We start from the raw sequence: 14,794 nt of genomic DNA on the forward strand, positions 1-14,794 counted from the left end.
ACATGCATGAAAAAGATTAAATGTGCAATGATTGGTCCAGGTAATATTGGTACAGATTTGCTTTATAAATTACAACGCAGTGAATGGTTAGAGCCTGTGTGGATGGTGGGAATTGACCCAACATCTGAAGGTCTAGCTCGTGCGGCAAAAATGGGTTTAAAAACCACAAGTGACGGTGTAGATGGTCTTCTTCCTCACGTACTTGAAGATGACATTAAAATTGCTTTTGATGCAACTTCCGCTTATGTGCATGCAGAAAACAGTCGCAAACTGAATGAACTTGGCGTGTTGATGATTGACTTAACGCCTGCAGCAATTGGCCCATTCTGCGTACCACCAGTGAACCTTGAAGCGTTGCTACAAGCGGGCGAAGTGCCAAACGTCAACATGGTGACTTGTGGTGGTCAGGCAACAATTCCTATGGTGGCTGCAGTTTCTCGTGTTCAACCTGTGGAATACGGTGAAATTATTGCAACGGTATCGACTAAATCTGTGGGGCCGGGTACACGTAAAAACATTGATGAATTTACCCGTACCACTGCAGGCGCGATTGAAGAAGTTGGCGGTGCAAAACAAGGTAAAGCCATCATCATCATTAACCCAGCTGAACCACCATTAATGATGCGTGATACCGTTCACTGCTTGGTGGAAGGTGAGCCAGATCAGGCAGCGATTACAGCATCTGTGCATGCCATGATCAAAGAAGTGCAAAAATATGTACCGGGTTACAAACTTGTAAACGGCCCTGTTTTTGATGGCAACCGTGTTTCAATTTTCTTGGAAGTTGAAGGTTTGGGTGATTACTTGCCTAAATATGCAGGTAACCTAGACATTATGACTGCAGCGGCTGCACGTACTGCAGAAATGTTTGCAGAACACGTTTTCAAAACTGCTGAAGCTTAAGGAATACCAAAATGTCTAAGATTATTATTAATGATATGACTTTACGTGATGGTATGCACCCAATGCGCCATCAAACCACGCCAGAGCAAATGGTTGCGATTGCCACTGCTTTGGATGATGCAGGTGTGCCTTTAATTGAAGTCACACACGGTGATGGCTTAGGTGGTAACTCTGTGAACTATGGTTTTGCAGCCGCTACTGATGAAGAATATCTGAAAGCAGTGATTCCAAACCTGAAACAGGCAAAAGTTTCTGCACTGTTATTGCCAGGTATTGGAACAGTTGATCATCTGAAAATGGCGCATGATGTAGGTGTGGCAACCATTCGTGTGGCGACACATTCGACTGAAGCAGACGTTTCTGAACAGCACATTACTGCAGCACGTAAACTGGGTATGGATACTGTGGGCTTCTTGATGATGGCGCACATGGCTTCTCCTGAAAAATTGCTCGAAGAAGCACAAAAAATGGTGTCTTACGGTGCAAACTGTATCTATGTAACAGATTCTGCAGGCTATATGTTGCCTCAAGATGTGACTGATCGCGTAGGTATTTTACGTGCCAACCTCGGCTCAGACATCGAAATTGGTTTCCATGGTCACCATAACTTGGGCATGGGCGTTGCGAACTCTGTATCGGCTGTGACCGCAGGTGCAACCCGTGTTGACTTGGCTTCTGCTGGTTTAGGTGCAGGCGCAGGTAATACACCACTTGAATTGTTTGTAGCGGTCGCAAACCGTATGCAAATGGAAACAGGTGTGGACTTGTTTAAAGTGCAGGATATTGCTGAAGACTTGATCATTCCAATGATGACGCATCAAATTCGTGCAGACCGTGATGCAGCAACTTTAGGTTATGCAGGTGTTTACTCATCGTTCCTATTGTTCGCAAAACGTGCCGAAGCAAAATATGGAGTATCTGCGCGTGAAATTCTACTTGAGCTTGGTCGTCGCGGTACGGTGGGCGGTCAGGAAGATATGATTGAAGACTTGGCATTGACTATGTCTAAAGCACGTGAAATGCAAGCCTAAGTTTTTAATATAAAGCAGGCTTGAATTAAGCACTCCAAATGCGTTTGGGGTGCTTTTTTTATGCTGTGAAAGATGTAAAACGTGCTGAATTTTGTGCTAATTAAAATGTTTTTCTTATAAGTTAGGTTTATAGAAAATAACGCTAACACATGGGTTTAAAGTTAAAAAAGATTAATCCTTCACATGATGCAAAAAATAACAGCGTTTTTCACCTAAATTAAGCAGTGAATTCAAATAAAAATTCATTTAGTGAGGATTTTGAGCTTAATTTTTTATCGTTAAAAAGAATTAAAAAACTTGGAAAAAAGCTGCTCGATACAGAAAGTGCTGAATTTGTAGAAAAGCTTAATACTGTGGTCGGATTTTTTTCATGACAAGAGTTTTGCATGATGCCCAGATTCGCTTATTGGATGAATAGGAAAAACGCATGCATCGTCACAATTTATGGATAGTACTTTTTGCTGCGACAGCAACTTTAGGGACAACTGCAACTCAGGCAGATTTTATTGACGACAGCAATATTCAACTTAAATTTAAGAATTTTTATTTAGATCGTGAATATGCTCATGAAGCAGGACGCTCAGTTACTCCGGGTTATGGAAACTGGACTCAAGCTGTAACTTTAGATGCCAAATCTGGCTATCAAGATATTGGTGCAGGCATTCAAGTCGGTGCAGATTTATTAGCTCAATATGCGATAGGTTTAAAATCACGTGGTGAAGTGAATGATATTCACATGCCTTTTAACTATACCGAGAAGCGTACTGAGCGTGATAATGCAAAAGTTGGTGCAACTCTAAAAGTTAAATTTTCTGAAACTGAATTAAAAGTAGGTGACTTATTACCAATGTCACCTGTGGTGTTTTTTGACCCATCGCGTCAATTGTTAACGACTTATAGCGGTGCATGGTTAGAATCAAAGGATTTAAAAGATACTAAATTAACTTTGGCTTATTTAGACGGTATTAATGCACGTTATGATAACCAATACCAAGATTTTACGTTGTTCCCTCAAAATAATTTTTCTGCTGCTGAAGCGAATAAATTAAGCACAGACGATGGCATGTATCTTGTGGGAGTAGATCATCAATTTACCCCTAAAGTAGGTGGAAGTTATTGGTATGCGGATGTAACCAACATCTATCAACAACATTATGTCGCTGCAAACTATAAAACGACTTTGGCTGAAAAAACTAAGCTGGATACCCATGTACGCTATTTTGACAACAGCGAATCGGGTGACAAGCTGTATGGCAATATTGACAGCCAGGCCGTGTCTGCGGGTGCAAAAATCAACAATGGGATGCACACTGTACAGTTAGGTTATCAACAAATGTTTGGTGAGCACGGTACAAAAGCCCCAATGTTCCCGACCTTGGGCGGGTGGGTGCCGCAGCCTTACTTAGACAACTGGTCTGTGGCGAGCTTCATTCGTAAAGATGAGCGTTCTTGGAGTTTGGGTTATACCTATAATTTTGCCGATGTGGGTGTATCTGGTTTAACAGCGACAGTACGTCATTTTCGCGGTGATAATATAGATGGTACTTACCATAAGTTAACCAACAATGCTGGTCAGTCGCTTAAAGAGGGTAAAGAAAACGAAACGAATGTAATCGTAAATTATGTTGTGCCTGAAGGTAAACTTAAAGGACTTGGTTTTCAGTACATGTTCATCGATACCAACTTTAACTTTGCGAATGACTTAGAAGAACACCGTATCGCCACGACTTACACTTATAAATTCTAAAGCTAGATAAAAATCAGAGCGGCTTTTTATAGTCGCTCTTTTTTTAATATTTACTGAATAAATACCTTATATAAATTAAGACTTTTATTTTATTAAAGTTATAAAATTCAAAGAGTTGTTTAATCGTTTTTTTATGGGTTGTGATCGTAAATTTGTATCAGTTGATGCTGTGTGAACAGGTAATATAAGCCTGTAAAAAGTAATGTTGAATGAGTCCACTTGACGTCAAATTCTATACCTAGAGCCAAACGCAAGCTAAAGACTGTACGAGGAGTATATATGAGCACTGTTCAAATCCCTGACTATACAACAGATCCATTCTTTGGCTTAGAAGATAAATGGATTGAAACTGCCGAAGGCGAATTAACGCACTATCACGAAGTGGGTGAAGGTACACCTATTCTATTTTTACACGGTTCAGGCACAGGTGTATCTGCTGCGGCAAACTGGTGGTTAAACTTGCCACAAATTGGTGAGCAAGCACGTTGTATCGCAATTGATACCATTGGTTATGGTCAGACTGTGGTTGCTCCAAACACTGCTTATGGTATTCGTGCTTGGGTAGATCATGCAGTGCGTACATTAGATGCATTGGGCATTGAAAAAACATGGTTAGTGGGTAACTCGCTCGGTGGTTGGTTGGCATTCCAATTGGCATTGGACTACCCAGAGCGTGTACTTGGTATTGTGTCTATGGGTACAGGTGGTGCAAAACAGACTGCAGCGCTTAAAGCACATGCGAATCCTGTATTGACTGAAGAAGGCATTAAAAAGACGCTTTCAATGTTCGTGGTAAATAAAGACTTGATTACAGATGAGTTGGTCAAAGTCCGTTTTGCTTCTGCAAAAAATGACTATGCTTCAGACCGTTTAATGGATGTTGTGGGCGCGCGTGACCGTGACCGTTTCGAGTTCCCACTCGACTTTGACAAAATGAAAGACATCACTGTGCCTGTATTGCTGATTCACGGTACACAAGATGTGGTGATTCCAGTATCGCGTACATGGGATATTTTAAATATTGTGCCACATGCCGATGCACACATTTTCAGCCAATGTGGTCACTGGTCACAGGTTGAAAAAGCGGAAGAATTTAACACTGTGATTAAAAACTACTTAACTGCACGTGGCGTAAATTAAGCGCAGTGAGGTAAAAAAGGATGGCAATTTGCCATCCTTTTTTATGGATGTTTTATGTACCCAATTTAGTGCTGAATAAAGCTCGCGACCAAGTTAATGCAAATTGCCAAAATAGTGGTATTAAAGCTATAAGCCAAAATAATATGTAGCGTGTTCAGTACCCGCATGGGTTGTGAGCTAATCGAGACATCGGCGGTTTGTGCAGATGTACCAATCACATAGCTGAAATATAAAAAGTCAGGATAGGTTGGATGCGACGTCTTGGGAAAATCCAAACCACCTTCTTGCTGCTGTTGCAGTGCCAAATAATAGTCATGCGCATAGTGAATCGCAAAAATGGTGTGCATAAAAAACCAAGCACATAAAATAGTGGTAATGGATAAAATAAAATGTCCCATGCGCACAAACTCACTTTGTGCAAATAAATTCACCTCGACAATGATCGCAATAAAGCACATCACTAAGGTTAGAAATACCAAGAATAAAATCAGCCATTTGCTGGCATCTTGTTGTTGGGCACGTTGTAAAATATGTGCATGATCGCTGTGCCACAAACTGCGCATGGTTAAAACCAAATAGCAGGAAATCGCGATATTCCAGCTAATCAATAAACAGCTTGACCATGACCATGCAGTGAGGGTCTGAAAAATAGCATACAGCACAATGGTAATCACAAAACTGATAAAAAAATAAGGACGATATTGAATCCCTGTTTTCATTCTGCTGAAGGGTGTTTTTATCATTCTTGATCCTTTCTAGATGTGCAATCTAAAGGTGTTACTGCCTGTTATCATCGGCTTAATTTTAGAAAATAGCGATGGGGTGCCTATTTTAACTTATTAGACTTAAGTTGTAATTTGCAGGAAATGTGGTAGCGAAGCGAGGAAAAAGCAGACTGCAAAAATGCGAATGTTTGAGTGTAAGAATGAGCAGTAGTTCAGAAAAAGATTAAAAAAATAAGTTTAGACTTAAGTCTAAAGCTGTGTTTTAGCATTTAGGATGCACAAAAAAGTGCTTACTACATCAAGCAGCAAGCACTTTTGAAAGGTTGAAAAACGCGAGTGGTTTTAGAATTATTGTTCGCGGTTGATGTCCAAATAGAACACACGTGTGAGCAGTTCCATAAATTTCTGTACCGCAGCGGAATGGCTGTTTTTGCCGTAGCTGACGTATAAATCTAAATGTGGAAGTTCTACATCAAGTGGACGGATGACGGTATTTTCCATGGTTAGCGGAGCAACATAGCCCGGTAAAATGGTGCAACCCAAGCCCATACCAATCGAGTTGATATTAAATAAAATGTTGTCAGCTTTTTGCACAATGTTTAGTTCAATGTTGTGCTGTTTGGCAAAATCGACAATCAGGTGATGCAGATTATACGAAGCTTCTGCCGAAGGAATAATAAAATCAATACCATTCAATGCTTTGACAGGAATGCGTTCGTATTTTGCTAACGGATGATCTTTGGGCAAAATAAAAATTAACGGTTCACGCAGTACAAACTGGCTCTCAATTTCATCACTGTTGATATTGTGGCGGGTAAAGGTGATATCGAGTTCACCTTTTTTAATCATTTTCATTTGCTCAGTGTTGTTCAAACTTAGCAATTCAATTTTTAATTCTGGGTTTTGTACTCGTAAATTAGGCAGTACAAAAGGGAAAATTTTCATTTCTGCCACAGGAACAAAGCCAATACGCAGCATTTTCTGTTTGGCTTGTGACACCTGACGTGCCATGGCAACCGCTTTGTCGGCTTGCGCCAAAGTCAGACGCGCCTGTTCTAAAAATACAGCACCTTCTTCGGTTAGCTCGACTTTACGTTTGGTACGGTTGAGTAGCTTAACGCCGACATCTTCTTCTAAATCTTTAATTTGCTGACTCAGCGAAGGTTGAGCCGTATAAAGTTTAAGTGCGGCTTTACTGAAGTTGAGTTCTTCAGCAACGGTAATGAAGTAGCGAAGGTGACGTAATTCCATACAACCATTCCAAAGATTAATTCAAAATATGTCTAATTATAGATTAATAAAAGAATGATCTATAAACAACTATTCGGTGAGAATTATTGTGTCATTCGCGAAGTAAATAGGGTTTCATCATTATGCAACGATTTAAATGCAAAATATAATGTTGGATTAATCTATAAAAACTATTAATTGAAACAAAAAAAATATTTCACTAAACGTCCCTAAAAAACCATTATCCATCAGAAGTTGAGTCTATTTACTTTGTGCCGTTGTTGGTCACAGGAGAGCTTTTCATGAGTGGAAAAATTGATGTGCGCGAAATCGACGTTTTAGTCGATGCACAAAATGGACGTATCACTCCATCTATTTATACAGATCCAGATATCTACGAATTAGAACTTGAACGTGTGTTCGGCCGTACGTGGTTGTTCCTGTGTCATGAAAGCCAAATTCCTAAAGCTGGCGACTTCTTCAACACCTACATGGGTGAAGATCCAATTATTGTGGCACGTCAAAAAGACGGTTCAATCAAAGCATTTTTAAACCAGTGCCGTCACCGTTCTATGCGTGTGAGCTTTGCAGACTGTGGTAATACCCGAGCATTTACTTGCCCATATCATGGTTGGTCTTACGGTATTGATGGTTCACTCAAAGATATTCCTTTAGAAGAACGTGCGTATCCACAAGGTGCTTGTAAAGAGCAATGGGGCTTGGTGGAAGTCAACCGCGTGAAGTCTTACAAAGGCTTGATCTTTGGTTGCTGGGATGAAACCACTCCAGACCTAGAAGAATATATGGGCGACATCGCTTGGTACTTAGATGGCGTGATTGACCGTCGTCCGGGTGGTACTGAAATTATTGGTGGCGTACACAAGTGGGAAATTGACTGTAACTGGAAATTTGCTGCAGAACAGTTTGCTTCTGACCAATATCACGCTTTGTTCTCACACGCCTCTGCCATTCAGGTACTTGGTGCAAAACCAGATGATGACAGCAGCAAACAATTAGGTGCAGCGCAAACAGCTCGTCCTGTTTGGGAAACTGCCAAAGATGCAATTCAGTATGGTTCACGTGGTCACGGTTCAGGTTTCTTCTTTACAGAAAAACCAGATGCAAACGTATGGGTTGATGGTGAAGTTGCCAATTACTTCCGCGAAACTTACGAAGAAGTGAAAGAGCGTTTAGGCGAAGTACGTGCTTTACGTCTTGCAGGTCACAACACCATGTTCCCAACACTGTCTTGGTTGAACGGTACTGCAACACTGCGCGTATGGCATCCACGTGGTCCAAACAAAACTGAAGTATGGGCATTCTGTATTGCCGATGCTGAAGCACCTCAAGACGTGAAAGAAGCATTTGAGCGTTCTGCGACACGTGCCTTCGGTCCTGCAGGTTTCTTAGAGCAAGATGACTCTGAAAACTGGATTGAAATTCAAAAAGTATTGCGCGGCTATAAAGCACGTCAAAACAAGCTCATTGTCGAAATGGGTAAAGGCAACGAAAAAGTACGTGAAGATGGTATTCCAGGAATCACCAACTACATTTTCTCTGAAACTGCAGCACGTGGTATGTACCGCCGTTGGGCAGACTTGCTGATCCATGAAAAATGGGAAGACGTTGAAAAAGCAGCTGACGAATACGAGAAGGAGCTAATGAAATGAGTCAAATCAGTTTAGAACTTCAACATGAAGTGAGCCAATTCTTGTATCGCGAAGCAAAATTGCTGGACGACTGGAAATTCCGTGAGTGGTTAGACCTCATGGCAGAAGACATTTCTTATACCTTGCGTACCACACCAAATGCGCAAACCCGTGACCGTCGTCGTTCAGTTGAACCACCTACAACTTGGGTGTTCAACGACAACAAACACTTGCTTGAGCGCCGTGTTGCACGTCTGGAAACAGGTATGGCATGGGCTGAAGAACCTCCGTCACGTACCACGCATATGGTCAGCAACGTGATTGTTGAAGCGACAGAGGTCGAAGGTGAATACGACGTACACGTAACTTACTTGTTGTACCGTACTCAAAAAGAGAAAGACGTGACTATTTACTGTGGTAAGCGCCATGACAAAATCCGTCGTGTTGAAGGTGGCTTAGGCTTCCAGATCTTCAACCGTAAGATTGTACTTGACCAAGTAACCTATAACTCACACAACCTGAGTGTATTCTTCTAATGAATAAAATCTTTGTTTGCCAAGTTGACGAATTAGACGAAGGCGAAGCGTTAAAAGTGGATTGCGGTGTGAACGGTATTGAAGCACTGGCAGTATTCAACAACGGTGGTGAGTTCTTTGCTATGAATGACCGTTGTTCACACGGCAATGCCTCAATGTCTGAAGGTTATCTTGAAGATGATGGCACAGTTGAATGCCCACTGCATTCTGCACGTTTCTGTTTAAAGACTGGTCAAGCATTATGCTTGCCAGCCACCGACCCGATTCAAACTTTCCCTGTGGTGGTTGAAGACGGCGCGTTATATGTAGAAATGGCAGGAGAGTAAGCATGGGTTGGCTAAAAGGCGAAGTGGCACTGATTACAGGTGGCGGTTCTGGTTTAGGTTGGGCTTTGGTCGAGCGCTTTCTTGAAGAAGGTGCGCATGTGGGCGTGTTACAGCGCTCACAATCTAAAGTCGATGCCTTAAAAGAACGTTTTGGTGATCAAATCGTGGCAGTCGCTGGTGATGTTGCCAACTATGCAGACAATGTCCGTGCTGTGCAGGCCACTGTGGAGCGTTTTGGAAAGCTGGATTGCTTTATTGGCAATGCAGGGATTTGGGATCACTACGCAGATATCGTCAATACTTCTGGTGAGCAGCTTGAAAAAGCCTTTGATGAAATCATGGGCATCAATACCAAGGCGTTAATCTTGGGGGCAAAAGCAGCACTGGATGAGTTGGTGAAATCTGAAGGTTCTATCATCTTAACCTTATCCAATTCTGCGCTGTATTCTTCAGGCGGTGGTCCTGTTTACACTGCATCTAAACATGCAGGTGTTGGCATCATGAAAGAGTTGGCTTATGAATTGGCACCTAAAGTACGTGTCAATGCTGTTGCGCCTTCAGCGATGAATGTCAATATTAAGGGCGCAGCATCTTTAGGTCAGGAAAACCTAGGCTTACTCGATGCACGTGATCCTGAAAAAATTGCACGCGGTATGCCGCTGAATTTCTTGCCTGAGCCAGAAGACATGACTGGTTCGTATGTGCTCTTGGCATCGCGTCAAAATAACCGTGCGCTGACTGGCGTTCTGATCAATGCAGAATGTGGTTTGGGTATTCGTGGTTTGCGTCAACCACGTGCAGGTTTTTTTGACGAATAAAATTGAGTCTAAATTCAATAGACGAATCGGCAGCCTTTCTCTGGGCTGCCTTCCTTATTTAGGAGTCTTTCATGGCCGTTAAACTCATTTGTGCATCGCACAGTCCTTTAATGGAATTTGCAACACCGCAAGATCAATCTAAAGAACAAAAAGTTCGTGCTGCCTTTGAGCAACTTTCTGCCGAAGTCAAAGCATACGATCCAACCCTGATCATTACCTTTGGTCCAGACCATTTCAACGGTTTCTTTTACGATTTGATGCCAAGTTTCTGTGTCGGTATTCGTGCTACGGCTGCGGGTGACTGGGACTACGGCAAAGACAACAACCGTATTGATGTGCCTGAAGACAAAGCCTTAGCGATGGTGCGCCGTGTGTTGGATGAAGGTGTAGATGTTGCATATTCGTATCGTATGCAGGCCGACCATGGGGTGACTCAGCCATTACACTTTTTGTGTGAGGGGCAGCTAGATCGTTATCCAACCATTCCCGTATTTATTAATGGCGCTGCAGCACCGATGCCAACCACCAAGCGTACCATTGCTTTGGGTCGTGCTGTGGGTCAATTCATCAAGTCGTTGAATCTTGAAAATGAGCGCGTTTTGGTCTTGGGTACAGGTGGTCTTTCACACGATCCACCAACGCCACAAATGGGTTCAGTACCGCCTGAAGTTGAAGAATTTTTAATTGCAGGTCGTAATCCAAGCCCTGAAGCACGTCATGCACGTCAGGCCAAAGTGATTGCAGTCGGTCAGAAACTTGCTGCAGGCGATACTTCTGTGGCTGTACCGTTAAGCCCTGAGTGGGATATTGCCTTGCTTGAAAAATTCAAACAGGCAGACTTTGCAGCTATGGAAGCCATGACCGAAGCTGAAATTCGTCGAGATGGTGGTCGTGGTGGTCAGGAAGTCCGTTCGTGGATGGCTGCTTTTGCTGCGTTAGATGAACTGGGTGCGTATGAAATGACCACGCATTGCTATGAAGATATTAGTGAGTGGATTGCGGGCTTTGGCATCGTATCTGCCGAGTTAAAAGGTTAAGCCCATGAGTGTAGAAACAATTGTGATTGTGGGGGCAGGTCAGGCAGGGGCAAGTGCCATTCTTGAGCTGCGCGGCAATCAATATGCAGGTAACATCATCTTAATTGGAGATGAAACACATTTGCCTTATGAGCGTCCACCGCTGTCTAAAGATGTGATTTTGCGTCCTGAAGAAACCAAAATCGAGATTCTGTCGGAAGAAAAATTGGCAGAACTAGGTGTGACCACTATTCGTGGCAATGGCGTGAGCAAAATCAATGCCGAAGCACATACGGTTGAATTGCAAAATGGTGAGGTTATTGCCTACGACAAGTTGTTACTTGCCACAGGCGGTGCTGCACGTCGCTTGCCAAATTTTGATGCCTTAGGTAAACACGTTTACACGTTGCGTAATCTTGAAGACTCGCAAGCCTTAGTCCCTGTATTACAAGCGGGTCGTCGCATCATCTTAATTGGTGGTGGTGTGATTGGTTTAGAGTTGGCATCTTCAGCACGCTTTAAAGACTGTCAGGTAACCGTCATTGAAATGGGACCAATGGTGATGGGACGTTCATCACCACTCATCTTGAGTGAGTTTTTACTGCAACAGCAGTTATTGGCAGGAGTTGATGTACGTCTGTCTACGCAAATTGCAGACTGCAAGCTAGATGGTGAAGAAATTGTCGTGACCTTAGAAGGTGGCGAAGAACTACGTGCCGATGCGGTGATTTACGGTATTGGCATTATTCCAAACGCACAATTGGCAGTTGAAGCAGGTTTAGATGCAGACTTTGCGGTGCATGTGAATGAAAACTGTCAAACTTCAAACCCAGATATTTATGCCGCGGGTGATGTCGCATCACAACTGCGTGAATGTGGCAACCATCGTCGTGTAGAAACTTGGGAAAATGCCAACCTGCAAGCAGGTATCTTCGCGCGTCATGTGATGGGCGTGGAACATCCTGTAGCCAATCCTGCTTGGTTCTGGACTGATCAGCTCGACATTAACTACCAGTTTGTAGGAGATATGTCGGCAGCAGAATGGCATGTGCGTGGTGAGATGGATGCTGCCAAACGCAGTGAGTCTTCATTCGTATTGTTTGGTGTGACCGATGGTGTGATTGTGGGCGGAATTACCGTCAACTCAGCCAAAGATATGCGTCACTTGAAAAAGCTGATTGCTAAACAAGCTGCTTTTGAAGCAGACAAATATTTAGATGTGAGCCAAGACCTTCGCAAATTGGTGAAGTAAGCTTGAACTGATGAAAAACAGACCTGAGGCAACTTGGGTCTGTTTTTTATCTGCCGAAGAAAAGTGTCCATTTTATGTTGAGCAAGCGATGAATACGAATACATCTCCTGTTGTGGTAACCGCCAGTATTTATGCCTTATTGGTACTCATCTGGGCGACCACGCCATTGGCGATTGTCTGGAGTGTGCAGGAAATTCATCCAATGTGGGTTTTGATTATCCGCTACTTTGGGGCTTCCGTGATTGCGCTGTGCGTGCTTAAACTCATGCGCGATCCACTGCCTTTTGATCACACCTCAATGAAAAGCTATTTGGCGGGTAGTCTGAATTTAATTGGTGCACAGCTATTTATTTACTTGGCCGCCAATTATTTAACTTCAGGCTTAATGGCACTGATTTTTGGTTTTTCTCCTTTAATCGCAGGCTTGATTGGTCATGTGATTTTACGCACACAAAAATTGATTGCCTTACAGTGGATAGGGATGGCAATTGCGATTGCAGGACTCAGCTTTGTCTTTGCAGACTCTGCCGATAGCAAAGTGAATCCATGGGGCGTGGTGCTGATGTTTATCAGCATGTTATCCTATATCAGCTCAATTTTTTGGGTCAAACAAATCAATGCTCCTTTAAAGCCGATGTCACAAGCCACAGGTTCTTTATTGGTATCATCGGCAGGGTCATTGTTATTAATTCCCTTTATTTGGTCGCATTTCCCGACTCAAATGCCAAGCAGCCAAGCCATGATTGGTTTTGTATTTACCATGATCATGTCGTCTATTGTCGCCATGCTGTGTTATTTCTGGCTGATTCGTCGTTTAAATGCCTCAACCGTATCTTTAAGTAATGTGATGACTCCCATCATCGCGTTAATTTTAGGTGCGACCTTAAATAATGAACACATCAGCATGAATGCGTTTATTGGCATTGCCGTGGTGATGTTCGGGATTGTGATGTATTTCTGGAAAGAATGGCGCGAACAATATTTTGCTAAACGCTAAGCCCGCATTGCTATACCCGTGTTTAGGTTTTTCTAAAGCCTCGTTTATCTGAGGTGTAAATTTCCGATCATTAACCCGCTGTCGATACGACTTTTTTCTCAAAACAACAAAAACATAAAGGAAATTGCCTGCTTGATTTCGCTACTATGCGTGATAGAGTCAACACATGAACCAAAGCTGTGTTTTTTTCTGAACAGATCAGGATAAAAAGCATCATGGTAGATGCGCTATATATTATTGGGCTTACATGAACAACGTGGAACAAAAGCATTTTCAACTGCCAACGGAAGCCTGTTGGTCGCATACTTGGCGTAAACCCAAGCTGCAGTTTTTGCCTTCAAATCATTATGATGGAGCGCAGTTTTTTAATCCGATTGCGTGTCCTGAGGGGCGCAGCCAAACTGATTTATTGAAATGGTTGCTAAAACGCAAATCGAACAGTTGGAATGTCAATCCGCAACAAGAAGCACAGCAATTTTTTACAGCGCCAAGTGCTTTGCCACAATTACGTCCACACGCCAGTTTGGATGATTGGCAAGTTTGGTTTGTGGGGCATGCAACGGTGCTGATTCAAATTGGACCGTATAACTTTTTAACCGATCCAGTCTGGGCAGAGCATGCCAGTCCGAAACAGGGGCGAGGGCCTAAACGTGCCTGTCCTGCAGGGATTGCACTGGAAGATTTACCGACCATTCATGCCGTCTTCTTGAGCCATAACCATTATGACCACATGGATTTAGCCACCTTAAAATGGCTGAATCATCAATTTGCCATGCCTATTTATACAGGTTTGGGCAATGCTTGGTATTTACCACCAGACTTGCATGTGATTGAAATGGATTGGTGGCAGTCGGCTTTGTTTAAAGAGTTGAAAATTGTGTACACTCCTGCACAACATGGTTCTGGACGTGGCGCACGCGATCAGAACATGGCGTTATGGGGTGGTTTTTCTATTTTACATGGGCAAGATCATTGCTTCTTTGCGGGTGATACGGGTTATTCGCCACACTTTAAAGAAATTCAAACCCGTATGGGCGCACCACGTGTGGCACTTTTACCTATAGGTTCTTACGAGCCACGGAATCTGATGCGTTATATGCATATGAACCCTGAAGATGCCTTTCAGGCCCATAAAGATTTACATTCCAAATGTTCTTTGGCCATTCATTACCGCACTTTTGAGCTGACCGATGAAGGGCGTGAGCAACCAGAGGCAGACTTGCATCATGCCATGAAGCGTTCATCTAAATTAATGAATCCGTTTTATTGTATTCGTGAAGGTAAGAAATTAATTGTTTAATCTTTTAAAAACTTGACCTTAAATAAAAGTGACACGCTACTTTTCACGCTACTGAAAAGTGGCAATGATAGATATAGAACACAAAGCCCCTATCGAAATAGGGGCTTTGTTTTGGTGTTTAAAG

14 protein-coding genes are annotated in these 14,794 nt (G+C 42.8%); 12 read left to right on the forward strand and 2 right to left on the reverse strand.

Going from position 1 to position 14,794, the window contains the following annotated elements; translation table 11 throughout:
* Positions 1–6 precede the first annotated feature (6 nt).
* The 4 genes from J4G44_RS04385 (at position 7) to J4G44_RS04400 (ending at position 4,821) form a co-directional block, all read left to right on the forward strand.
* A complete protein-coding gene (locus tag J4G44_RS04385; RefSeq protein ID WP_096901306.1) occupies positions 7–903 on the forward strand; it encodes an acetaldehyde dehydrogenase (acetylating) in 897 nt (298 codons plus the stop codon).
* Between the two features lie 11 nt (positions 904–914).
* A complete protein-coding gene (gene dmpG, locus J4G44_RS04390; protein WP_004976038.1) occupies positions 915–1,934 on the forward strand; it encodes a 4-hydroxy-2-oxovalerate aldolase in 1,020 nt (339 codons plus the stop codon).
* A gap of 427 nt (positions 1,935–2,361) precedes the next feature.
* On the forward strand, positions 2,362–3,681 hold the full coding sequence (locus J4G44_RS04395; RefSeq protein WP_179989465.1) for an OprD family outer membrane porin: 1,320 nt from the start codon (positions 2,362–2,364) through the stop codon (positions 3,679–3,681).
* A 279-nt stretch (positions 3,682–3,960) separates the two neighbouring features.
* Positions 3,961–4,821 (forward strand): alpha/beta fold hydrolase, encoded by an 861-nt coding sequence (locus tag J4G44_RS04400; RefSeq protein WP_207973884.1) that lies wholly within the window; start codon positions 3,961–3,963, stop codon positions 4,819–4,821.
* A 65-nt stretch (positions 4,822–4,886) separates the two neighbouring features.
* Here J4G44_RS04400 and J4G44_RS04405 read toward each other — a convergent pair whose 3' ends face one another.
* Complete coding sequence (locus J4G44_RS04405; RefSeq protein WP_096901303.1) at positions 4,887–5,564, reverse strand: DUF1345 domain-containing protein; 678 nt, start codon at positions 5,562–5,564, stop codon at positions 4,887–4,889.
* A gap of 330 nt (positions 5,565–5,894) precedes the next feature.
* Positions 5,895–6,797 (reverse strand): DNA-binding transcriptional regulator HcaR, encoded by a 903-nt coding sequence (gene hcaR, locus J4G44_RS04410; RefSeq protein WP_004976051.1) that lies wholly within the window; start codon positions 6,795–6,797, stop codon positions 5,895–5,897.
* A gap of 281 nt (positions 6,798–7,078) precedes the next feature.
* Here hcaR and hcaE point away from each other — a divergent pair, with 281 nt between their 5' ends.
* From hcaE to J4G44_RS04450, 8 genes are all read left to right on the forward strand, one after another.
* Positions 7,079–8,446 (forward strand): 3-phenylpropionate/cinnamic acid dioxygenase subunit alpha, encoded by a 1,368-nt coding sequence (hcaE, locus tag J4G44_RS04415; protein WP_180186916.1) that lies wholly within the window; start codon positions 7,079–7,081, stop codon positions 8,444–8,446.
* Positions 8,443–8,961 carry a 3-phenylpropionate/cinnamic acid dioxygenase subunit beta gene (gene hcaF, locus J4G44_RS04420; RefSeq protein WP_104853007.1) on the forward strand — a complete coding sequence of 173 codons (519 nt, stop codon included), beginning with the start codon at positions 8,443–8,445 and terminating at the stop codon, positions 8,959–8,961. Before hcaE ends, hcaF begins: the two co-directional genes overlap by 4 nt.
* Positions 8,961–9,287, forward strand: coding sequence for a 3-phenylpropionate/cinnamic acid dioxygenase ferredoxin subunit (hcaC, locus tag J4G44_RS04425; protein WP_004976057.1), 327 nt, complete (start codon positions 8,961–8,963; stop codon positions 9,285–9,287). Before hcaF ends, hcaC begins: the two co-directional genes overlap by 1 nt.
* Before the next feature lie 2 nt (positions 9,288–9,289).
* Complete coding sequence (hcaB, locus tag J4G44_RS04430) at positions 9,290–10,105, forward strand: 3-phenylpropionate-dihydrodiol/cinnamic acid-dihydrodiol dehydrogenase (RefSeq protein ID WP_004976058.1); 816 nt, start codon at positions 9,290–9,292, stop codon at positions 10,103–10,105.
* 71 nt (positions 10,106–10,176) lie between these two features.
* Positions 10,177–11,142, forward strand: coding sequence for a 3-carboxyethylcatechol 2,3-dioxygenase (locus J4G44_RS04435; protein WP_004976064.1), 966 nt, complete (start codon positions 10,177–10,179; stop codon positions 11,140–11,142).
* 4 nt (positions 11,143–11,146) lie between these two features.
* On the forward strand, positions 11,147–12,373 hold the full coding sequence (gene hcaD / locus J4G44_RS04440) for a 3-phenylpropionate/cinnamic acid dioxygenase ferredoxin--NAD(+) reductase subunit (protein WP_207973885.1): 1,227 nt from the start codon (positions 11,147–11,149) through the stop codon (positions 12,371–12,373).
* Between the two features lie 88 nt (positions 12,374–12,461).
* Entirely contained in the window at positions 12,462–13,370 is a 909-nt protein-coding gene (locus J4G44_RS04445) for a DMT family transporter (protein ID WP_207973947.1), read from the forward strand.
* 247 nt (positions 13,371–13,617) lie between these two features.
* Positions 13,618–14,670, forward strand: coding sequence for an MBL fold metallo-hydrolase (locus J4G44_RS04450; RefSeq protein ID WP_179988469.1), 1,053 nt, complete (start codon positions 13,618–13,620; stop codon positions 14,668–14,670).
* The last annotated feature ends 124 nt before the right edge of the window (positions 14,671–14,794 follow it).

Origin of the sequence: Acinetobacter towneri, from assembly GCF_017498585.1 — a bacterium.
GTDB lineage: Bacteria > Pseudomonadota > Gammaproteobacteria > Pseudomonadales > Moraxellaceae > Acinetobacter > Acinetobacter towneri.

Coding starts and splice junctions, on each gene's coding strand:
- hcaR (WP_004976051.1), bottom strand. CDS start 6,797: ATGGAATTACGTCACCTTCGCTACTTCATTACCGTTGCTGAAGAACTC.
- J4G44_RS04385 (WP_096901306.1), top strand. CDS start 7: ATGAAAAAGATTAAATGTGCAATGATTGGTCCAGGTAATATTGGTACA.
- J4G44_RS04450 (WP_179988469.1), top strand. CDS start 13,618: ATGAACAACGTGGAACAAAAGCATTTTCAACTGCCAACGGAAGCCTGT.
- hcaE (WP_180186916.1), top strand. CDS start 7,079: ATGAGTGGAAAAATTGATGTGCGCGAAATCGACGTTTTAGTCGATGCA.
- hcaD (WP_207973885.1), top strand. CDS start 11,147: ATGAGTGTAGAAACAATTGTGATTGTGGGGGCAGGTCAGGCAGGGGCA.
- J4G44_RS04435 (WP_004976064.1), top strand. CDS start 10,177: ATGGCCGTTAAACTCATTTGTGCATCGCACAGTCCTTTAATGGAATTT.
- hcaF (WP_104853007.1), top strand. CDS start 8,443: ATGAGTCAAATCAGTTTAGAACTTCAACATGAAGTGAGCCAATTCTTG.
- hcaC (WP_004976057.1), top strand. CDS start 8,961: ATGAATAAAATCTTTGTTTGCCAAGTTGACGAATTAGACGAAGGCGAA.
- J4G44_RS04395 (WP_179989465.1), top strand. CDS start 2,362: ATGCATCGTCACAATTTATGGATAGTACTTTTTGCTGCGACAGCAACT.
- hcaB (WP_004976058.1), top strand. CDS start 9,290: ATGGGTTGGCTAAAAGGCGAAGTGGCACTGATTACAGGTGGCGGTTCT.
- J4G44_RS04400 (WP_207973884.1), top strand. CDS start 3,961: ATGAGCACTGTTCAAATCCCTGACTATACAACAGATCCATTCTTTGGC.
- J4G44_RS04405 (WP_096901303.1), bottom strand. CDS start 5,564: ATGATAAAAACACCCTTCAGCAGAATGAAAACAGGGATTCAATATCGT.
- J4G44_RS04445 (WP_207973947.1), top strand. CDS start 12,462: ATGAATACGAATACATCTCCTGTTGTGGTAACCGCCAGTATTTATGCC.
- dmpG (WP_004976038.1), top strand. CDS start 915: ATGTCTAAGATTATTATTAATGATATGACTTTACGTGATGGTATGCAC.